Source organism: Corynebacterium simulans, from assembly GCF_001586215.1.
GTDB classification, from domain to species: Bacteria; Actinomycetota; Actinomycetes; order Mycobacteriales; family Mycobacteriaceae; genus Corynebacterium; species Corynebacterium simulans.
The window spans coordinates 2,296,462-2,316,979 of sequence record NZ_CP014634.1; the positions used below are offsets into that span (position 1 = coordinate 2,296,462).

19 protein-coding genes are annotated in these 20,518 nt (G+C 59.7%); 13 read left to right on the plus strand and 6 right to left on the minus strand.

Features of this window, described 5'->3' with window-relative positions:
• Positions 1–6: 6 nt before the first annotated feature.
• A complete protein-coding gene (locus WM42_RS10760; RefSeq protein ID WP_062038106.1) occupies positions 7–1,275 on the minus strand; it encodes a galactokinase family protein in 1,269 nt (422 codons plus the stop codon).
• 199 nt (positions 1,276–1,474) lie between these two features.
• Between WM42_RS10760 and WM42_RS10765 the strand changes: the two genes are divergently transcribed.
• A complete protein-coding gene (locus WM42_RS10765; RefSeq protein ID WP_061923761.1) occupies positions 1,475–1,660 on the plus strand; it encodes a hypothetical protein in 186 nt (61 codons plus the stop codon).
• A 9-nt stretch (positions 1,661–1,669) separates the two neighbouring features.
• Here WM42_RS10765 and WM42_RS10770 read toward each other — a convergent pair whose 3' ends face one another.
• Positions 1,670–3,436 carry a CYTH and CHAD domain-containing protein gene (locus WM42_RS10770; RefSeq protein ID WP_062038109.1) on the minus strand — a complete coding sequence of 589 codons (1,767 nt, stop codon included), beginning with the start codon at positions 3,434–3,436 and terminating at the stop codon, positions 1,670–1,672.
• A 96-nt stretch (positions 3,437–3,532) separates the two neighbouring features.
• A complete protein-coding gene (locus WM42_RS10775; protein WP_062038112.1) occupies positions 3,533–4,618 on the minus strand; it encodes a DUF2786 domain-containing protein in 1,086 nt (361 codons plus the stop codon).
• 181 nt (positions 4,619–4,799) lie between these two features.
• On the opposite strand from WM42_RS10775, the gene WM42_RS10780 reads away from it, so the two are divergent.
• The 6 genes from WM42_RS10780 to WM42_RS10805 all read left to right on the plus strand — a co-directional run bounded on the left by WM42_RS10780 (position 4,800) and on the right by WM42_RS10805 (position 11,167).
• Positions 4,800–6,131: a glutamine synthetase family protein gene (locus tag WM42_RS10780; protein ID WP_062038115.1), complete on the plus strand. Its 1,332-nt coding sequence runs from the start codon at positions 4,800–4,802 to the stop codon at positions 6,129–6,131.
• 22 nt (positions 6,132–6,153) lie between these two features.
• On the plus strand, positions 6,154–9,225 hold the full coding sequence (locus WM42_RS10785) for a bifunctional [glutamine synthetase] adenylyltransferase/[glutamine synthetase]-adenylyl-L-tyrosine phosphorylase (RefSeq protein WP_062038118.1): 3,072 nt from the start codon (positions 6,154–6,156) through the stop codon (positions 9,223–9,225).
• A gap of 59 nt (positions 9,226–9,284) precedes the next feature.
• Positions 9,285–9,644: a hypothetical protein gene (locus WM42_RS10790; protein WP_061923747.1), complete on the plus strand. Its 360-nt coding sequence runs from the start codon at positions 9,285–9,287 to the stop codon at positions 9,642–9,644.
• A gap of 33 nt (positions 9,645–9,677) precedes the next feature.
• On the plus strand, positions 9,678–10,103 hold the full coding sequence (locus WM42_RS10795) for a hypothetical protein (RefSeq protein ID WP_062038121.1): 426 nt from the start codon (positions 9,678–9,680) through the stop codon (positions 10,101–10,103).
• A gap of 116 nt (positions 10,104–10,219) precedes the next feature.
• The gene (locus WM42_RS10800; RefSeq protein ID WP_062038124.1) at positions 10,220–10,438 is read left to right on the plus strand and encodes a hypothetical protein; all 219 of its coding nucleotides are present in this window, start codon (positions 10,220–10,222) and stop codon (positions 10,436–10,438) included.
• A gap of 9 nt (positions 10,439–10,447) precedes the next feature.
• The gene (locus tag WM42_RS10805) at positions 10,448–11,167 is read left to right on the plus strand and encodes an AAA family ATPase (protein ID WP_062038127.1); all 720 of its coding nucleotides are present in this window, start codon (positions 10,448–10,450) and stop codon (positions 11,165–11,167) included.
• Here the strand turns inward: WM42_RS10805 and WM42_RS10810 are convergent.
• Positions 11,164–12,465 carry an MFS transporter gene (locus WM42_RS10810; RefSeq protein ID WP_062038130.1) on the minus strand — a complete coding sequence of 434 codons (1,302 nt, stop codon included), beginning with the start codon at positions 12,463–12,465 and terminating at the stop codon, positions 11,164–11,166. The genes WM42_RS10805 and WM42_RS10810 overlap by 4 nt on opposite strands.
• Positions 12,466–12,503: 38 nt before the next feature.
• Here WM42_RS10810 and thrC point away from each other — a divergent pair, with 38 nt between their 5' ends.
• The 5 genes from thrC (at position 12,504) to pyrG (ending at position 17,461) form a co-directional block, all read left to right on the plus strand.
• Positions 12,504–13,970 carry a threonine synthase gene (gene thrC, locus WM42_RS10815; RefSeq protein WP_062039424.1) on the plus strand — a complete coding sequence of 489 codons (1,467 nt, stop codon included), beginning with the start codon at positions 12,504–12,506 and terminating at the stop codon, positions 13,968–13,970.
• Positions 13,971–13,973: 3 nt separating this feature from the next.
• The gene (locus WM42_RS13475; protein ID WP_162839576.1) at positions 13,974–14,126 is read left to right on the plus strand and encodes a hypothetical protein; all 153 of its coding nucleotides are present in this window, start codon (positions 13,974–13,976) and stop codon (positions 14,124–14,126) included.
• Positions 14,127–14,154: 28 nt separating this feature from the next.
• Positions 14,155–15,054 carry a trypsin-like serine protease gene (locus WM42_RS10820; RefSeq protein WP_235591260.1) on the plus strand — a complete coding sequence of 300 codons (900 nt, stop codon included), beginning with the start codon at positions 14,155–14,157 and terminating at the stop codon, positions 15,052–15,054.
• Positions 15,055–15,102: 48 nt separating this feature from the next.
• Positions 15,103–15,633, plus strand: a complete 531-nt coding sequence (locus WM42_RS10825; RefSeq protein WP_061923922.1) for an NUDIX hydrolase — start codon at positions 15,103–15,105, stop codon at positions 15,631–15,633.
• Positions 15,634–15,826: 193 nt separating this feature from the next.
• Positions 15,827–17,461, plus strand: coding sequence for a CTP synthase (pyrG, locus tag WM42_RS10830; protein ID WP_062038136.1), 1,635 nt, complete (start codon positions 15,827–15,829; stop codon positions 17,459–17,461).
• Positions 17,462–17,563: 102 nt separating this feature from the next.
• On the opposite strand, the gene glnA is transcribed toward pyrG, so the two are convergent.
• Entirely contained in the window at positions 17,564–18,997 is a 1,434-nt protein-coding gene (gene glnA / locus WM42_RS10835) for a type I glutamate--ammonia ligase (RefSeq protein ID WP_062038139.1), read from the minus strand.
• 139 nt (positions 18,998–19,136) lie between these two features.
• Between glnA and WM42_RS10840 the strand changes: the two genes are divergently transcribed.
• Positions 19,137–19,610: an RDD family protein gene (locus tag WM42_RS10840; protein WP_061923726.1), complete on the plus strand. Its 474-nt coding sequence runs from the start codon at positions 19,137–19,139 to the stop codon at positions 19,608–19,610.
• 96 nt (positions 19,611–19,706) lie between these two features.
• Here WM42_RS10840 and WM42_RS10845 read toward each other — a convergent pair whose 3' ends face one another.
• The gene (locus tag WM42_RS10845; protein ID WP_062038142.1) at positions 19,707–20,489 is read right to left on the minus strand and encodes a DUF4191 domain-containing protein; all 783 of its coding nucleotides are present in this window, start codon (positions 20,487–20,489) and stop codon (positions 19,707–19,709) included.
• Between the last annotated feature and the right edge of the window lie 29 nt (positions 20,490–20,518).

Here is a 20,518-nt window from a genome sequence, read left to right on the forward strand (position 1 = left end):
CTGTGGCTAGAAGGTATTAGCTTGCTCGCCGTCGAGCAGTGGAACCACCAGCAGTCCGTCCTCGGCGAGGTCCGCTGCGAAGTTATCGGCCTTGGCCGCAGGCACGAAAGCGATGACGGACTGGGAAGTACCAGCGTGTGCTGAACGCGCAGAGCGTGCGCCGCGCACCGTGGCTAGCTCGGCAATCTTTTCCGCGGAGTGCAGGCCATAAACCGTGGTTAGTGCTTGCTGCGACTGGTTAAGCAGCGGGAAGAGATCGGTGCCGCGGCGCGAACGCAGGGCGCGGGCGAGCTCTTGGGCGCGCTCGGTTTCTTCCGAATAGAACACCAACCACTCGGCGGCTTCGGCCAAGGTGGGCTGGTTGGCCGAGCCATGTACCTTGTGAACTGCCTTCAGCCAATCCAGCACGCGCTGGGATGCGTCGGGCAAAAGCCGCAACGACTCAGCGCCGAAAGCATGGCAGGCATCATCGATGAAACGCTCACGCTGGCGAATCGCGGCGATGCCTGGTGTGGCATCGAAATCGCCGGGGACGGTAACAGCAAACGCAGCAATCTCGCGGGTAACTGGGTGGGGCGCCTGGGTGACGGAGCCATCCGCGTAGTCCACGATTGTTACTGTCTCGCCCACGCCTCGGAGCGCGGCAGTGTGGCGGGCACGCAGGGCGGGGTATTCGCCGAAGGTGCCGACCGACTGGGAGCAGACATCGGCGATGCGTGCGCGCAGGGGAGCGGAGTGAAGCTCTTCGGCATCGCCGAGCAACGCTAACGCTACAGCGACATCTCCCGCGGCAAGCGCACCAAGACCGGCTGCGAAAGGAATATCGCTAACCACCGTAATGTCCATGCCGGCGGTTTCACGAGAAAGCAGCTGGCGGTTAATCATGGTGTGTGCGATGCCGCCCCAACGGGCTGCGAAGCCACCGACCGGAGCCGACGGGATGATGGGCTGGCCCTCAGAATCTATTGACGGCAGCTGCTCTGCGGCACGGGATGCCAGTTCGGTGAAACTGATGGCGTCGTTGATGGTCTCGCCCTCGTGCGGAACAAGGTGAACCGCAATGGTGCCGTCGGTACGTGGGCTAACCGCTGCGGCAACACGCATCTGCGCCAAGCCCATTATGGCGACGCCACCAAAGTGGTCAATGTGATCGCCAATGAGCGAGAAAGTCGCGGGCGCACTAGCGCAGTGTGCCGGTTCCGTGCCTACTAGTTCGAGGTGGGCAGCGTGGATTCGCTCCGCTGCGGGGGAAGAAGGCGTGGACCACATCGGCATGGTGCGAGGAACTCCTTGGTGCTGCTTGGGGACTTTGGACTTTCATAGTCTAGCGTTTACGCGCCAGACGCCTATTGGGATGTGCCTGTAAAGTGGTGGCACCCCTTAAACGCCCTAGTGTGGCCGCCGGCCACCGCTACCCGCAACATGGGGTGCGGACAGTAACAGCAGAAGGGCTAGTTAAGAAAAGGAGCCTTTTATGAGCAACCCAGACGAGCAGTGGTACTACGACACCGCCACCGGCAAGGTAACCCAGGGCGCTGAAAGCGGTTGGGATAACCGCATGGGCCCGTACGCCACCCGCGAGGAAGCAGAGCACGCTATCGAGATTGCGAAGGCTCGCAACGAAGCCGCTGATGCTTACGACGCGGAAGATGACGCTTAAGACTCGATCTTATTTCTTGAGCTTCTTGCTCAGCGGCTTGAACGCGGACTTGATGGCCTTGAAGGATTCGGCATAATCGTCGAGTGCATCGAGGCCAATATTGCGTTCACGCTGGTAAAGCAGACCGTAACCAAAAGTGTCTTCACCGCGGCGGCGAGCGGTGTTGGCCAGCTCTAGGAGCTTGTCACGGGAAGTGACGGAGTCCTGGAAATCACCCAAGACCGACTGCATCTGCTTGCAAGCCTTGTACAGGCCCTTGGTCTTTAGGTTCGTCGCAGAACCGGCAGCCTCTGCTGCATAACGCAGCTTCTTAGCGGCCTTGCGCATGTCGTGGAAGTAATCCTCACGCTCGTGCAGCGATAGTTCTGGGTTATCCCAGTTCTTGATTGCCTTCTCATGACGCTTGACCAGCTTCTTGTACGCCTCGTTGAGGTGCATCGCCATGACCTGGTCCATGGACGGAGCTTCCTGCTTCTTGGCGGCAGCGTCCTTCTTTTTCTTCGGCGCGGTGTCCGTAGCCTCCGCTTCTTGGGCGGTCTCTTCCGAAACCGAGGCCTCAGCAGCGTCCGCGGCTTCTGCGGCTGGGGTAACGGTGGAAACTACTGCGGCGTCTTCGGTCTCTTCGGCATCATCTGCAGGCGCTTCCTCGGAGTCCTGTGCTACTGGTGGGTTGGCTAGTAGCTCATCAAGCGAATCCAGCAGCTCCAAGTAGCGCTCCGAATCGAGCGCGGCAACCACGTGGCGGTGAGCGCGGCGGTATGCGGTGCCCATGTCGCGTGAGATGTGCTCGCGCGTTGCCTCGTCCAATGTGTCGGAATCTTCGGAGGCAAGCAAGCTCTGCCAGCGTTCTTCAACAACCTCAGCGTCGCGTGCTACGCCTAGGATGCCGGCGAGAAGCTTTAGCTCAGATTCGATGCGCTCGATTTCCGGGCCAACGACAATGCCGTGGAAGGTTTGAATGTGGCTGCGCAGCTCGCGGGTAGCCACGCGCATCTGGTGGACAGAATCCCATTCGTTGCGACGGACGCGGGGGTCGTAGTCGACAAGCTTGTCACGGTTCGCCTTCAGTGCGCTGACCACCGCGGCGGCAGCGGAATCCGGTTCCACGCTCGAAGTCTGCAGTGCTGGAGGAAGGGGAGCGTTGCGGATGGAATCGCCTAAAGCGGACTTCAGCTTGGACGGGGAGGAGGAAACGCGTGCGCCGGCGCCGATGAGGAGGGATGTGGCTTCGCGGATGAAGCGGCTTCCTTCATTGGTGCCTGGTAGGTCGCCGGCGAGCTCCACTTCCCACTCACGCCAGGTATGCTGCCCGCCTCCTTGCAGGAAGGAGAAAGCGGTGACGTGGTCATCGCAGAATTCAGCAACCGGTTTTCCCTCGGCGTTAGCAAGAACCATCTCAGTACGGTTGTTATCAACCTGGGCGATGGGGGCAAGCGGGTGATTGCGGATAACGGAGCGAACCTCGTGGAGAAGCTCTGCTGGGACCTCGTAACGGCCATCTACTGGCTCGCCGAGCTCGGCATGAATCTCCGTTCGGCCTTGGCTGCCCGGAATCTTAATGTGCCAGCCATCATCATTTCCGCCCGTACGACGACGCAACGTGATCTTTGCATGGGTCAGACGCAGGTCTTCGGTGTCGTAGTAGATGGCAGAAAGTGCGTGGTGGTGGGTTTCAGCGATGTGGTCCACGCCAGCGAGCCGGGTGAGCTCAGGCAATTGGATGGATTCAGCGACTGCGAACTTTGCTTCGACTTCGAGGAAAGTCTTCGTAGACATGCACACACCTTTAATCAATACGTATTTAAGGAAAGAAGAGTTACTAAACGAAAGCCTACCCGTCAGCGTAGGTTAATGGGGCAGGCTTTCCAGACGTTAACTGGCGATCTGCCGCTGGCTGCTTGAGTCTATGGAATCGCCTGCAAGATGCGATTTTTCAGCCGCACTCGCACCATCGTGTACTCCGGCCCAACTACTGGCAGAAAGCGTCATTGCGGAAAGGTGAGGGAACAAGCGGTTGCGGGCTTCCTCGGAACCAACTTGGCGCTCATACAGCGCCGGGATTGCCTGCCGGGCAAGGCTGCGGCCATCGGCTTCATTGCCGGTTTCTGCCGTACGGGCATCTGCTGCTTCAGACATTCCGGTGAAGTTAGCTTCATCGAGCAACTCCGATATGCGGGCGGCATAGGACAACCAGAAACTACGGCGGTAGGCGGCGGTCTCGCCGCGGCTGCGCGCCTGGGCTGCGCCGTCGCCGGAGCGCATGTACCAGTCGCATTGGCGGCTCAAGGAATCGAAGAGCTGGGCCACATGCGCGGAATCTTCCGCCGTGCCAACAACGCAGGCGATGCCCTTTTCGTGCGCGAGGATTGAAGCGCAACCATTGTGATAGGCCACAACGCCCAGCAAACTCGCTTGGTGCTTTACATACGGGGCGTGGATATGCACGCGCCGAGCAAGGAAATCTGGAGCGTGCTCAGCAAGCACATCTTCCACGCGGTAGCGCTGTTGCAAGGACTGCGCATTGGCAATGAGCGCATCCGCTTCATTCTCAAAGGGAGTGGATTCCGCTTTCCGTAGGAGGTTGTTTATCTTCTCGCACATCTTTGCTCGCTTCGGATCAGTATCCGCTTGGCGGTCCTTGGCGGCCGCGATCAAAAGCTCAGTATCACGCAGCATAGGAAGTCGTAACAGCTCCAGGCTTAGCTTGCGAAGTGTTTCCTCCGGGAGAATCAGCGAGCCCGAAGGCGGTGGCGCTATTTGCAGCCATTGCTTGCGCAGTACCGGTGAAGAAATGCGCGCCGGGACGCGTGGTGCGGCGCGATAGAGCAGGGGATGGACTTTAGGACCTAGAACGTGGACGATATCGGCCGGTGCCCAGCCTTTCTCGGCGGCCCAGACAGCGTTGATGAGAGCTTCGTTGTGGAGAGCGCGGTGGGAGTGGTCAGTGTCTTGGTACATGGTCTTCCTTTCGGTTGTGTTCGAATGTGTGTTCAGCAAAGCACGCCGCCCAGACATCACTTCCACGCATCGCCCCCACCTTTTGCCCCCGAGATACTTTGCTGAAATGGTTAAACGCCGCCCAAAGTAGTGTCTAATAGAGTGCGCAATGTACGCGTGTATCGCAGGTAAGGTTTAGAGCATGAACAGCCAACATGAATTCGTCCTCCGCACAGTCGAAGAACGCGATATTCGCTTCATCCGCCTGTGGTTCACCGACATCTTGGGCGCACTCAAGTCCGTTGTCATGAGCCCCTCCGAGCTGGAATCGGCATTTGAGGAGGGCGTGGGTTTCGACGGTTCATCTATCGAAGGCTTTTCCCGCATCTCTGAGTCGGATACTCTCGCCCTGCCGGATCCTTCGACCTTTCAGATCATGCCTTTCGACCAAGATGAGCCGGAGATTGCTTCGGCGCGCATGTTCTGCGATATTGCCCAACCAGACGGCCAGCCTTCCATGGTGGATCCGCGCCATATCCTGCGCCGCCAGGTCACCGAAAGCGCCAACGAGGGCTTTACCTGCATGGCTGCACCAGAAATCGAGTTCTACCTGCTGGAGCAATCGCCGGATAATACAAATCTCATCGCGACGGACAATGGCGGTTACTTCGACCAAGCCACCCATGACCGCGCGCCGAGCTTCCGCCGTCGCTCCATGTCGGCGCTAGAGGCCTTGAGTATTGCCACAGAATTTAGCCACCATGAGACCGCGCCGGGCCAGCAGGAAATCGATCTGCGCCATGCCGACGTGATGACCATGGCCGATAACATCATGACCTTCCGCCACGTCATAAAACAGGTGGCTGCTGACCAAAAAGTCCAGGCCACGTTCATGCCGAAGCCTTTTGAGTACTTGCCAGGTTCTGGCATGCACACTCACTTGAGCCTGTTTGAAGGGGAGCACAATGCTTTCCACGATCCCGACGATGAATTTTCCTTGTCCCAAACCGCCAAGCAGTTCATTGCGGGCATTTTGGAGCACTCCGTTGAGTTGACTGCTGTGACCAACCAATGGACCAATTCCTATAAGCGCCTGATGTTCGGCAACGAGGCGCCGGGCTCAGCAACCTGGGGCGTTTCGAATCGTTCCGCGCTCGTCCGCGTGCCTACCTACCGTCTGGGCAAGGCGGAGTCGCGCCGCGTGGAGATCCGTTCGCTGGATTCTGCGATGAACCCATACTTGGGTTATGCCGTCTTGCTGGCAGCAGGCCTGCGCGGTATCAAGGAAGGCTACGAGTTGGGCGAGCCAGCAGAGGACGATGTCCATCAGCTCACTCGCCGCGAGCGCCGCGCTATGGGCTACCGCGACCTGCCCGTCAGCTTGGACCAGGCCCTGCGTGAGTTTGAAAAGTCGGAGTTTATGGCGGAAGTCCTAGGCGAGCATGTCTTCGAGTATTTCTTGCGTGCCAAGTGGGATGAATGGCACTCCTATCAGCAGCAAATCACCAGCTTTGAGCTCAACCTCAACTACTAGTTAGGCACTTTAAAGGATTTTGATGCGCCCTATTGCAGTTCCCTCGCCGGCCACCCTAGGCCTTACTCGAGCGACGGCAGCTAAAGATCTTGAACAACTGGGCTGGGATAATCCCGAGTCGCTAGAGCTTTTGTGGACGCTCGCAGCTTCGGGTGATCCGGACCTTGCGCTGAACACGCTAATCCGCATGTATGAGGCTGTTCCCGAGCTCGATGGGCAGCTGCGTAGCAGCGAGGAATTGCGCGTGCGCACCTTAGCTTTGCTCGGGGCGTCGACAGCATTTGGTGATCACTTGGCTGCTAATCCCGAGCTTTGGCGGGAGCTGGCCAAGCCCTTGCCCACGCCAACTGAGATGCTGCAGGAGATGCTTGGTGCAGTGGGCGCTCAACCTGCGGAATTTACTGAGGACGCGCAAGAGGAACGCCCCGATACAGCCACGCCGGATTTGAACACGGCCGGCACCTACCGAGCCGCCGCAGGGGACCACAAGGCGGTGCTTAAGTCCACCTATCGCACGCTCATGATGCGCATCGCCGCTCATGATCTTGCGGGCACGTTTTTCTCCCGCAAGGGGCAGTCTGCGCCGCAGCCGCGCTTGGAGTTCCAGGTTGTCACGCGGCTTTTGACTGCGCTTGCCGACGCCGCCCTTACTGCCGCGCTCGCCGTCGCCATCCGCAACGTCTACGGCGACGACCCCGTCGACGCGAAACTGGCAGTCATGGCGATGGGCAAGTGCGGAGCTGGCGAGCTGAATTACATTTCCGACGTCGATGTCATCTTCTTATCTGACGTCGTTACGCCGAAGATTACGCGGGTGGCCTCCGAGTTTAATCGAATCGGCTCGGCCTCCTTCTTCGAAGTCGATGCCAACCTGCGCCCCGAGGGAAAGTCCGGCGCGCTGGTGCGCACCTTGGAATCCCACGTTGCTTATTACAAGCGGTGGGCAGAGACTTGGGAGTTTCAGGCTCAGCTCAAAGCACGTCCACAGACCGGCTACTTGCCGCTCGGCGAGGATTACCTGGCCCAGATCGGTCCTATGGTGTGGACCGCATCCCAGCGTGATTCGTTTGTGGAAGATGTCCAAGCCATGCGCCGCCGCGTGCTGGATAATGTGCCAAATAAGTTGCGGCAACGCGAGCTGAAACTGGGAGAGGGCGGGCTGCGCGACGTCGAGTTTGCGGTGCAGCTGCTTCAGCTGGTGCACGGCCGCTCCGATGAGACCCTGCGCGTTCTTTCTACGGTGGATGCGCTCACCGCCCTGGTCAGCGCTGGATACGTGGGGCGTGAAGATGGCACGCAGTTAATCGAGGCCTATGAGTTTCTCCGCTTGCTAGAACACCGTCTGCAGCTTGAGCGCTTCCGCCGCACTCACGTCTTGCCTCCCGCCGATGATAAGCAGGCCCTTAAATGGCTTGCCATCATCTCCGGGTTCACCCCGCAGGGCAATAAGTCCGCCGCCGAGCGCTTGGACCAGTACCTGAAGACCACGCGCTTGCGAATTCAGGATCTCCACTCCCGCCTGTTCTACCGGCCGCTGCTTAATTCGGTGGTCTCCATGTCCGCCGACGAGCTCAAGCTTTCTCCGGAGGCGGCAAAGCTGCAGCTGGCAGCACTTGGCTATGTCTATCCCGACCGCGCCTTTGAGCACCTGACCTCCTTGGCTGCGGGCACGTCGCGAAAAGCTAGGATTCAAGCCATCTTGCTGCCTACGCTCATGGGTTGGCTTTCCTCGACCGCAGACCCAGATATGGGCCTGCTTAACTATCGCAAGCTCTCTGAGGCCGCGTATGACCGGCAATGGTTCCTGCGCATGCTGCGCGACGAAGGCATCGTGGGGCAGCGTCTAATGATCATCTTGGGCACCTCGCCCTTTGCTTCGGACCTCATCATTAGCGCTCCCGACGTCGTCAAGCAGCTCTCCGACGGCGCTTCGGGCCCGAAGCTGCTGGAAACCAAGCCCGAGCAGGTATCGAAGGCGTTGGTTAATTCCACCAAGCGTCATGCAGACCCCGACAAGGCGGTGGCGGTGGCCCGTAGCTTGCGCCGCGTGGAATTAGCGCGCATTGCCGCGGCGGACTTGCTCGGATTTATGTCAGTGCAGCAGGTGTGTTACGAACTATCCACGATTTGGGATGCCGTGCTGGAGGCAGCGCTGCGCGCGGAGATTCGTGCTTGGCTTGGCGACGCCGCGCAAGAGGAACCGCCCGCACGCATCGCCGTCATCGGTATGGGGCGCCTGGGCGGAATGGAGCTGGGCTTCGGCTCTGACGCCGACGTCATCGTGGTGGCCGAACCTAGCGAGGGCATGGACGAGACGGAAGCCGTCAAGTGGGCAATCGGGATCGTCGATAAGCTGCGGCGTCGGCTTTCTAAACCTTCCGGCGATCCGCCGCTCGACGTTGACCTGGGGCTGCGCCCAGAAGGCCGTTCCGGTGCCGTAGTGCGCACGATTGCCTCTTATGAGCGTTATTACCGCGAGTGGGGCGAGGCCTGGGAGATGCAGGCGCTGCTGCGTGCGGCCTTCGTCGCTGGCGATCGCAGCGTGGGGGAGAAGTTCCTAGCTATGGTCGATGGTTTCCGCTATCCCGATGATGGCGTTAGCGAAAAGACCTTGCGCGCGATTCGTCGTATGAAAGCTCGCGTGGATAACGAGCGTCTGCCGCGCGGTGCTGATCGCAACACCCATACCAAGCTGGGTCGCGGCGGGTTGTCCGACATCGAGTGGACCGTACAGCTTTTGACCATGATGCATGCCCATGATTACCCGGACCTCCACGATCCTTCGACGTTGCGCGTGCTGGACGCGGTGGAAAAACACGAGCTGATTCCGCCGGAGAAGGTTCAGGTGCTGCGGGATGCCTGGCTGCTGGCAACCGACGCCCGCAATGCCTTGGTGCTCGTGCGCGGCAAGCGCGTGGATCAGCTGCCGACGCCGGGACCACAGTTGGCCCAGGTGGCCGGTGCTGCCGGCTGGGCACCGGAGGACAACCAGGAATTCCTGGATACCTATCTCAAGACCACGCGGCATGCCCGCAAGGTGGTCGACGAGGTCTTCTGGGGTGAGGCGGAGACCTTCGAGCACGAAAATGCCTAGGCTGGGAAGGCAGAGAATGAAAACTGTCCCAGCATTGAGCTTAAAGAATTGAGAAAGCCATGTCTTTGAATTTGTCGCTTGATATCACCACCGCCACCTTGGCTGACTTGGAGGCCTTCCTAGCCGCCGCTCGGGCAGCCGGGGCCACAGGCAGCGACGCGCTAGAGCTGGAAGACGCGCAGCTTCGCGTAAGCATCACGAAGCCGAGGCCAGAAGAAAATATTCACGCCCCGGCAGATGAACCAGCCACCACACAACCAACACAGCCGCAGGCTCCGCGTCATTCCCAGCAGCCGCGTAGCGCGTGGGAGCGCACCTTGGGCGATAATGCACTTCGCTCTGTCATCGATATTCTTTCTGAGCGTCTCGACCCACCACGTGGCGGCAGCTCCTTTGGTAACTTCGGCCCAAGTATTTAGAACCGCTCTTAGCCAGGATTAGACTTCAAAACCGTGTATCGCAATAAGATCGTCGCCGTGTGGGCGATTGTGGCCGTGCTGGCCATCCTCGCACTGGGCATTGGCGTGTTTGCCACCACCCGGGATAATCCACCGGCTGGTGCGCAGACCGTGGCAGAGGCCATCGGCGGCGGTGTGCTGCAAAATGACAATTCGGCAGCGCCGTCGAATATCGATGAAGAGCGCATGTACTCGCTGGCTGAAGCGCTTGGCATTCCCCCCGAGTCGATGCCGCGCGACATGCTCGAATCCGCGAATCGTTCCGAGTCCCGCGGAACCATGATCCAGGTTTTGCGCAAAGCAATCGAGCAAGGCGTCCTCAATGATGAGGAGGCCGCCATTATCCTCAAGGCCTTTGATCTGGGCCTGGTCAACCCGGCCGTCGATACCATCGTCGCGGAAAGCTCCCCCGCGCAGTAATCACAGGAACACACAGGTGCCGTGCAGGCCCACGCGAAGCATCTGGCAGGTGCCAGACTTAATGTAATCCTCGTAAATATAACGAATGCATAACGCATTGCGTGTGGAGGAGGAACATGAGCTGGCGCGAGAAACTTGGCACCGCGATCGGTGTTTCATTGGCCGTAGCAATTCCGGTCACTGGCGGACTCGGCGTTTCCTATGCGGTCAACGCCATGCCAATAGAATCCAGTGCGGAAATTCCCATTAACTCTGATGAAGTTTCGCAAAGCCCGTTGAAGGAGCCCGGCCAGGAACTCGGGGAAGCGTTGCGTAGCTTCCATCCCGGCCTATAGTGGGCGAGTATGTTGCTGCGCTCGATCTCGCTAAAGAAACAGGAACTGGATAGCTACTTGCTCCAGCTGCCCATGGTGCAATACCTGCAGGACCTGCCTTACTTCGAGTTCACCTCCCCCGTGACCTGCTTGGTGGGTGAAAACGGGGCGGGCAAGTCCACGCTTCTAGAGGCAATCGCGGTGCGCTTGCGCTTTTCGCCCTTTGGCGGGCGCTACGACGACGCCAAGCGCATCCGCGCGCCTTTTCGCGGCCTGTCCGCGGGGCTGAACTGTAAGCTCGACGAGAATCTACAACGTGGCTATTTCTTACGCGCCGAAACGCATGAGTCCGTGCTTGAGGCGGCTAATACCCCGGACGAACGCGCTGGGCGTAATACCTTGCCGCGCGAGGTGGACTTGGAGCATCGCTCCCACGGCGAGTCTGTCTTCGACGTGCTGGGCGAGCATATCGACGGCCGCGGGCTCTATATCCTTGACGAGCCCGAAGCCGGATTGTCCGTCGTGCGGCAGATGGCGCTCGTGGCCGAAATTCATCAAGCCGCAGAGCGCGGCGCCCAGTTCCTCATTGCCACGCACTCGCCGATTCTGCTTGCCGTGCCGGGCGCGGACATCGTCGAGCTTGGCGACGCCGGTTTCGAGAGGATTTCCTTCGACGCAGCCGAGCCCGTGGCGGCCACCCGGGAATTCCTGGAGGCGCCAGAGGAAACGATAAAGTTCCTGATTACCTAGGAGACGCTGACAACCTTGACCTTCGGGCCAGTGCCTCCGCCGCGCTTGCGCAGGAAGTGCGTGACAGCTATGCCGAGCATGCCCGCAAGCCAAATGATGAGGGAAGTTACAGCGGCCGCGTGGAAGTCACCCAGTTCGTAGTGTGGCGCGTGGCCACGGCTATCGAGCACCATGCCAAAAATTTGCGCTGCCACCATCGAAGAGATGAATCCACCCATGTTGGCCAAGCCTGTTGCCGTGGCCACCACACTGCGTTCCATGTTCTCGCGCACGATGTCGAAGCCATAGTTCGAGCACGGAGAGCATAACGAAATAGCCACCATGAGGATGAAAAGGCTGAAGAAGCTGTTGCCCCAGAGGAAGAAAGCTGTCCACGACATTATGTTGAGTGTCGTGAAAAACAGTGCCATCCAGTCGCGGAAACCCTGTGCACGCGAGGAAATCTTGCCGTGGATTGGCCCTAACGCAATCATGCAGATCGTATAAAAGGTCAGCACCGTTCCGGCCTGCACCTTGGAGATTCCTAGTCCCTCCGTCATGAACGGCATTCCCCACAACATGACAAATACAGTCGCACCCAAAAGGCCACAGAAGTGGATGAAAAATCCCTGCCATGCAACGGGGGAACGCAGCACCATGGCCAGTCTGGCGGCCAAGGAATGCGCCTGCGAATTGGGTTGCTCGGCGGGAGTTTCGATGATGCCTAGAGCTTCAGGCGTGTCCGCTACGGCAACCGCCGCAGCTAATGCGATGAGGATGCCCGCCGCACCCAAAGCTACAAAGGCCGTGGTCCATCCGGTCCACCCCAAAAGCGCAGCGAAAGGAATAGCGGAGACGAACTGGCCGAGCTGACCCAACGACGAGGTCACCTGGGTAAACATTGGCGTGCGGTGCAAAGGGAACCAATATGGCAGGATGCGCATCACGGATAAGAAGGCCGTGGCGTCGCCCGCGCCAATCAAAAGCCGAGCGGCAATAGCCATCCAATAATTTGCGGTTAAGCCCAGCGCTACCTGCCCCACGCCCATGATGACAGCGCCAATTACGAGCAGTTTGCGAGGGCCATACTTATCAATGAGTACACCCGTAGGAATCTGTGCGAACGCATAGATGCCCAACTGCACCGAGGTGAAGACCGCAATGCGAGAGGCATCGACGTCGAAACGCTCCATCGCTTCCAGCCCCGCCACACCAAAAGAGGTACGCCCGGTAATCGCCACGATGTAGACAAGTATCGCGGCAACCCAAATGGATAAGGCCTTGGTGGTCACAACTTCCCGTGGATTTGGCACAGACATGGCTGATACTTTACGCGTGCCCGACTATGATGCAGGGGGTGAAGTACATTTCTACGCGCGACGCTAACCGTCAGCCCGCTTCTTTTACCGATATTCTCTTAGGCGGGCTTGCCCCTGACGGCGGCCTTTACCTGCCGGAATCCTATCCGCAACTAAACGGCGCTGTGCTTAACGAATGGCGTCAGTTGCTCGCTGAGGAAGGCTACGCGGCGCTTGCGGCAGAAGTACTCAAGCTTTTCGTGGATGATATTCCAACTGATGATCTGGAGGCCATCGCGCAGCGCGCGTACACCCATCCCAAGTTCGCGAGCGAGGAAATTGTCCCCGTGACCGCGCTGGGTGATGGCCTTTTTATCGGCCACCTCTCCGAAGGACCTACCGCTGCCTTCAAGGACATGGCCATGCAGCTGCTCGGCGAGCTCTTCGAGTACGAGCTGGGCCGCCGCGATGAAACCCTCAACATCTTGGGCGCTACCTCGGGCGATACTGGCTCTTCTGCGGAATATGCCATGCGCGGGCGCACCGGAATCCGCGTCTTCATGCTGACCCCGGCAGGCCGCATGACTGCTTTCCAGCAGGCTCAGATGTTCGGCCTTGATGATCCGAATATCTTCAACATCGCGCTCGATGGTGTCTTCGATGATTGCCAGGATGTGGTTAAGGCAACCTCCAACGATGCCGGGTTTAAGAAGGAATTCCGCATCGGCGCCGTTAATTCCATCAACTGGGCACGCCTTATGGCGCAGGTCATTTACTACATCAACTGCTACCTGAAGGTCACCTCTGACAACGAGCAGAAGGTCTCTTTCTCCGTGCCCACCGGCAACTTCGGTGATATCTGCGCCGGCCATATCGCCCGTTCGATGGGGCTTCCCATCGACAAACTCATCGTCGCTACCAACGAAAACGACGTGCTCGATGAGTTCTTCCGCACCGGCAACTACCGTCCGCGCCCGGCGGAGGAGACCTACAAGACCTCCTCGCCGTCGATGGATATCTCCCGCGCCTCGAACTTTGAGCGCTTCGTCTTCGACTTACTTGACCGTGATGCCTCCCGCACCGCGGAGCTCTTTGGCCCCAAGCTGAAGGAAGGCGGATTCCAGCTGTCTGCCGCAGAGCTCGATGCCGCGCGCGATGAGTACGGCTTTAGTTCCGGCGCCTCCACGCATGCTGACCGCCTAGCAATCATTGCATCGGTCAAGGAGCGTTATGGCTACCTGGTGGATCCGCACACCGCGGACGGCATCAAGGTCGCCCGCCAGGTGCAAAAGGAAGAGGACATCAAGACACCGATCATCTGCCTGGAGACCGCCCTGCCGGTGAAGTTCTCCGAGACTATCGTCGAGGCCATCGGAACCGAGCCAGCAGTTCCGGAGCGTTTTGCTGGCATCATGGATGCACAAAGGCATGTCACGGATCTGCCCAACGACGTCGCTGCAGTCCAAGACTTCATCCGCCGCTCCATAGCACAGACCGACGTGAAACAGCACCCCAGAGGAGCATAAAAGATGGCACAGGAACAGTTCTCCGGACCGGAATACTTCACCGAGTTCGACCCAGAGAAGTTCATCCGCGATCTCAAGGAGATGGCGGAGATGGAAAAGGAAAACAAGCAAGCTTCCGAAGCAGACAAGAACACCGATGGTGATGGCACGGTCTAGCTCGCGGGTACCACAGATAGCAGCCGCCGTGGCTTTAGCAATTGGCCTCGGCGGCTGCTCTTTGATCCCCACTCAGACGGTGCAACACGCGCTTGGCGACGCCGCGGCCACCCTCGCTGGCGAATCCGCCGCACCGGAGGCGTCGGAAAGCGATGCTCAGGTAAACAACGAGGGTGACGCGGAAGCCACGCCAGCGCAGCCGGAAATCCCCGCCGCGAGCCCCGGTACCTCGCGGCCTGCGCTCTCGCCCATGCCGGCGGGAACCGCGTTGGATATCTCCTCCCAGGAACCGAAACCGGGAGAGTATTTTGACTTCCAGATGTGCACCGCAGCATGGTCTTTCTCGTTGGAAGATGGCCGCAACTTCGCGGTGACCGCATCGCACTGCGGCAAACCCGGCGACCGTGTGTGGGCCGGAAACGCGCATCGCACCTTTACTTTCCCAGCAGAACCAATCGGGGAAGTGGTCTATTCGGACTTGTATTCCGATACCACCCACGGCCTCGACTTCGCGCTCATCGAGCTGCATGCCGACGTGGGTTACTACACGCCGAAATACATGGAGGCCGGCGTGGCCACAACGGGCGAGCTCCCACAACAGCTGTGCAAGCTAGGGCGGATCACTGGGGAGACCTGTGGCGAGCTAAGCCATGGCCCGGAAAAGGGCGGGCTGAAGTCCGGCGAGATCCGCATGGAAACCACGGCCGCTCGGGCGCGCCTGTGCGGTACCCAAGGCGATTCCGGCGGGCCGATGTACGCCCAACTGCCAGGAGGACCCGCAATCGTCGGCGTAGTCTCTGGCACCACGCAGGAGCTAAAAGGTCAGTGCGCCGAAGCGTCGGACATGGAGCTTTCCTTTACCCCTGCAGCCGATATCGTAGCGCTCATCCCGGAGATTTTGGGCTCTGAAATAGCGCAGGCGGCCTAGCGCGGGCGCGGCCAAAAGCGGACAAAGCTAGCGGCTAGGGTAGTAGGCATGGCAACCCCTGAATACATCCTCAACCTCCGTGAGAAGGTGGGCCACCAGCAGCTATTCCTGCCGGCGTGCACCGCAGTTATTGTCCGCGATGTTCCCATGAACGCGGCGCTATGGGAAGTCCCATCGGTGCTGCTGGTGCAACGCGCCGACAATGAGACCTGGGCGCCCGTCGAGGGCATCTGCGAGCCTGGCGAGGAAATCACCACCACAGCCATCCGTGAGGTCAAGGAAGAAGTCGGACTCGATGCCACCGCGGAAGCGCTGCTTGGCGTGGGGCAGGTAGGCCCTGTCACCTACGACAATGGCGACGAGTGCATGTTCATGTCCACCGCACTGCGGCTTTCGGTTCCAGAAGGCGCGGAGCCGGTGGTCTCTGACGAGGAAAACCTCGCGGCGCAGTGGTTCTCCGTGGCCCAAATGCCGGCTTCGGTAAGCGCCCGTAACCGTATGCTGATCGGTGATGCCGTGGCACAAATGAAGCACCCGAAGGGCTTTCGCCCCCGCATGGGATTTGTAAAACGCAACTAGCAATCGCGTATGCCTAAAACCACCGCCAACCTGGATTTCTGTCAGCTCATTGTTTCTATTTGATGGCTGGTGATAGTCTGAAGATCCGTAGGTCGCCGCGCGAGGCGTCCCGCGGATTTTTTGATCTTCAAGGGGTGTCTCGTTGCGCTGAGCTTGCCGCATCAGCAATCAAATTCCTCGAAAGGTGCATGCCATGCCACCTCGTTCCAACCAGAACACCAAATTCATTTTCGTCACCGGAGGAGTTGTCTCCTCCCTGGGCAAAGGCTTAACAGCGGCATCGCTGGGGCAGCTGCTTTCTGCCCGCGGACTCTCGGTGACCATGCAGAAGCTCGACCCATATCTCAACGTCGACCCAGGCACCATGAACCCGTTCGAGCACGGCGAGGTCTTTGTCACCGAAGACGGTGCCGAGACCGACCTCGACCTGGGCCACTACGAGCGCTTCTTGGACCGCAACCTCACGAAGAACGCGAATGTGACCACGGGCAAGGTGTACTCCTCGGTCATCGCGAAGGAGCGCCGTGGCGAGTACTTGGGCAAGACCGTGCAGGTCATCCCGCACATCACCGATGAGATCAAGGATCGCGTGCTCGCGATGGCCGCGCCCGATGCCTCCGGCAATGTGCCGGACGTGGTCATCTCCGAAATCGGCGGCACCGTGGGCGATATCGAATCGCAGCCCTTCCTGGAGGCCGCACGGCAGGTACGTCATGCCGTCGGCCGCGAGAATATCTTCTTCATCCACTGCTCGTTGGTGCCATACCTCGGCACTTCGGGGGAGCTGAAGACGAAGCCGACCCAGCACTCCGTGGCGGAGCTGCGCTCCATCGGCATCGTGCCGGACGCAGTGGTGCTGCGGTGTGACCGCGACGTTCCGGATGGCTTAAAACACAAGATTGCGCTGATGACCGACGTCGAGGAAGAAGGCGTGGTGTCCTGCCCTGATTCGCCGTCCATCTATGACATCCCGGAGGTGCTCTACCGCGAGCACCTGGACACCTTCGTCATCCGCAAACTAGGCCTGCCTTTCCGCGATGTGGATTGGACCCAATGGGGCGAGCTACTGGATCGCGTCCGCAACCCGCGTCATGAGGTCACCGTGGGCATCGTGGGCAAGTACATCGACCTCCAGGATGCGTACCTTTCCGTGGCAGAGGCAATCCGGCATGCGGCCTTTGCTCACCACGCGAAGGCGAAAATCAAGTGGATCACCTCGGATGACTGCGAAGCAGACTCAGCCACTCCGCTGGGCGATCTCGACGCCATCGTGGTGCCAGGCGGCTTCGGAGTGCGCGGCATCGAGGGCAAGATCGCCGCGGTGAGCTACGCCCGAGAGAACAAGATTCCTTTCCTGGGCCTGTGCCTGGGTCTGCAGTGCACCGTGCTGGAGGCGGCCCGCCAGGCAGGCATTGCCGACGCCTCCTCGACAGAGTTTGACCCCGAGACCTCTGCGCCAGTCATCGCCACGATGGAGGAGCAGCAGGCGGCCGTCTCCGGCGAGGCGGATCTCGGCGGCACCATGCGCCTGGGCGCTTATCCAGCTGTGCTCGCTGAAGACTCCGTCGTGGCGAAGGCATACGGCACCACTGAGGTCTCTGAGCGCCACCGCCACCGCTACGAGGTCAACAACGCCTACCGTGCGCAGATCGAGCAAGGCTCCGGCCTGGTCTTCTCCGGCACCTCGCCCGACGGCAACCTGGTCGAATTCGTGGAGTACCCCGAGCACCCATTCATGGTGGCCACCCAAGCCCACCCCGAGTACAAGTCGCGCCCGACTAACCCGCACCCGCTCTTTGACGGGCTGATTGCAGCGGCGCTGAGCTAAGGGCCGCTGGCCGCTAAGCAAGCGGCCTAAAACGCGTAAAATCCCTGCGGAGAGCTTGTGCTTCCGCAGGGATTTTCTTTGCTCCCTAATTAGCAGTCCTAATTAGCAGTCGTAGTACATCTCAAACTCCTGCGGGGTTGGGCGCAGGCGGGAAGGAGCGATTTCCTTTTCGTTCTTGTACTGCAGGTAGGTCTCGATGAGGTCCTCGGTGAAGACATCGCCTTCGGTCAGGAACTCGTTGTCTTCCTCCAGGGCGCGCAGGGAAGCCTCAAGGCTGGTTGGTGCCTGCGGGATGGAAGCCTGCTCTGCCGGTGGCAGCTCGTAGAGGTCCTTATCTACCGGAGCGTGTGGCTCGATGCGGTTCTTGATGCCATCGAGGCCAGCCATCATCATCGCAGCGAAACCGAAGTACGGGTTACCTGATGGGTCCGGAGCGCGGAACTCGATGCGCTTTGCCTTCGGGTTGGAGCCGGTGATCGGAATGCGGATTGCCGCGGAGCGGTTGCGCTGGGAGTAGACCAGGTTAATCGGGGCCTCAAAGCCCGGAACCAGGCGGTGGTAGGAGTTCAGAGTTGGGTTGGTAAACGCCAGAACTGCCGGTGCGTGGTGGAGGATGCCGCCGATGTAGTAGCGCGCGATATCGGAAAGGCCACCGTAGCCTGCCTCATCGTAGAACAGCGGCTTGCCGTCCTTCCACAGGGACATGTGGGCGTGCATGCCGGAGCCGTTGTCACCCGCGAGCGGCTTTGGCATGAAGGTTGCGGACTTGCCGTACTCAGCGGCGGTGTTCTTGATGATGTACTTGAAGGTCTGAATATCATCAGCCGCGTGCAGCAGGGAGTTGAAGCGGTAGTTGATCTCATTTTGACCCGCGCCCACCTCGTGGTGGAAGCGCTCGATCTGGAAGCCGGCGTTCTGCAGGTTGCGCACCATGGCATCGCGGACTTCGCCATGCTTGTCGACGGGCGCGGTGGGGAAGTAGCCGCCCTTGACGCGGGTCTTGAAACCGGTGTTCGGGGTGCCGTCGAAGTTGGCCTCGTTGCCGCGGTTCCACCAGCCCTCGTCGGTGTCTACCTCGTAGAAACCATGGTCGATGTCGGTGGAGTAGCGCACGGAATCGAAGAGGTAGAACTCGGCCTCGGCGCCGAAGTTGCACACGTCCGCGATGCCGGTGGAAGCAAGGTATTCCTCGGCCTTCATTGCGACGTTGCGTGGGTCGCGGGAGAAAGGCTCCAAGGTGAACGGATCGTTGACGAAGAACTTGATGTTCAGCGTCTTGGAGGAGCGGAAAGGATCCACCATCGCGGTTGCTGGGTCTGGCAGCAGGGTCATGTCAGACTCATCGATGGAGGTAAAGCCACGGATGGAAGAACCGTCGAATGCGAGGCCTTCTTCAGCGGCGGCCTCGGTGAACTCCGAAGCGGGAATTGAAAAGTGGTGCTCGGTGCCGGGAACGTCAGTAAAACGAATATCGACGAACTTTACGTCTTCATCCTCGATGAACTTGACGATTTCCTGGACGGACTCGAAAGACACTGTTTGTCTCCTCAGGGGTTTAGAAAAATGTTCTTCATCGAAGTTTACTAGCTTTATTTGGCCTTCGGACGTTAACCCATCGATCTATAGATATATTTCGTTTTCGTGTCTGCATGCAGGGGGCACTAGATTGGTCAACATGGCTGATAAGCGAACATGGCTCGATGGACCCGCAATCCCGGGCGAAAATGATGACTTCGAAGGCCCCGGCGCATGGCCGGGCGAAAAGCTCGGACTTCCTGAGTCTGGCTCCGGGGCGCTGGCGCCGGTGGCCCGCCGTGCAGGGGCGGTTCTCATCGACTGGATCGTGTGCATGCTGCTGGCCAATCTCATCGTGATGTTCACCCACGCGCTGGGCGGCCCTGCATTCCTGGGCTACATGCTGTGGGTCATCGTCGGCATCCTCTGCGGCTGGCTCTTCGCTCGCACTCCGGGCATGCTTTTGCTGGGCATGGGCGTGGCGCGTCTCGACGCCCCGGGGCAAACGGTGGGCTTCTGGCGCGCGGCAGTGCGCACCATCCTCACCGGCTTCCTCTTCCCAGCCGCAATGGTCGATACCGACGGCCGCGGTATCCACGACCGCGCAACCGGCACCGCAGTGATCATGGTCTAGTTCCTCTATCTTGCGGCGTCGCAGGGCGCTTCCTACAAAACCTAAAAGCGGCCCTTCCTTGGTGGATTCCAAGGAAGGGCCGCTTTTGCACAAGTATTATTTGCCCTTACGCTGCTGTGCGCGGCGCATGCGGCGGTTCATGCCAGCCATGTTCTGCGCCTGGCGCGGCATCGGGCCCTTCGGCAGACCCGGGGTGGTGCCTGGCAGGTCATCCATAGCCTCAATCTTGCGGATGGTTGCGTAGGTCTCATCCTTTTTGAAGTTACGCGGGAACTTCATCACGTGATTGCGCAGCTTGGACACTGGAACCTCGTCCTCGCCGTTGCCCACCCAGACCTCGTAGACCGGAACGCCGCCGGCGAGCTTATCCACGCGCTTTTTCAGGGTGTTGAGAACCGGAGTCAGGCGCTTGCGGTTACCTTCGCAGACGAAGATGACGCCGGCATTGCCGATGACGCGGTGGATGAGGTCCTGATGGCGGGTAACGCCGACCGCGGTCTTGACCTTCCAGACGATGCCCACGGTGTTGCGCAGCTGCTGCTCCAGCGCCCACCCCGCAACGCCCGGCTGATCCTCGACCTTTTTGTACATGTCGCGCTCAAGGCGGCGGGTAAACAGCCACATCGCCAGCAAAGCGCCGATGCCGAGACCCAGGATGAGCATGAACCACTCGCCGTTGAAGAGCAGGCCGATAAGGAAGAACAACAGGCCCATGCCGAGGAAAGCGGCGAGCATGATAGGAATCAATGCCTTGTCATGCTTGCGCTGCATATTGAACGCTTGCCACATCTGGGAACGGGTTTGCTTGCGCTGCTCGCGTTTTGCGGCGCGCTCTTGCTTCTTTGCAGCCTTCAGGCTTGCCTTATCGTCTTGTGCCATGGTTCCTACTTTAAAGGTCAGCGCTGCAA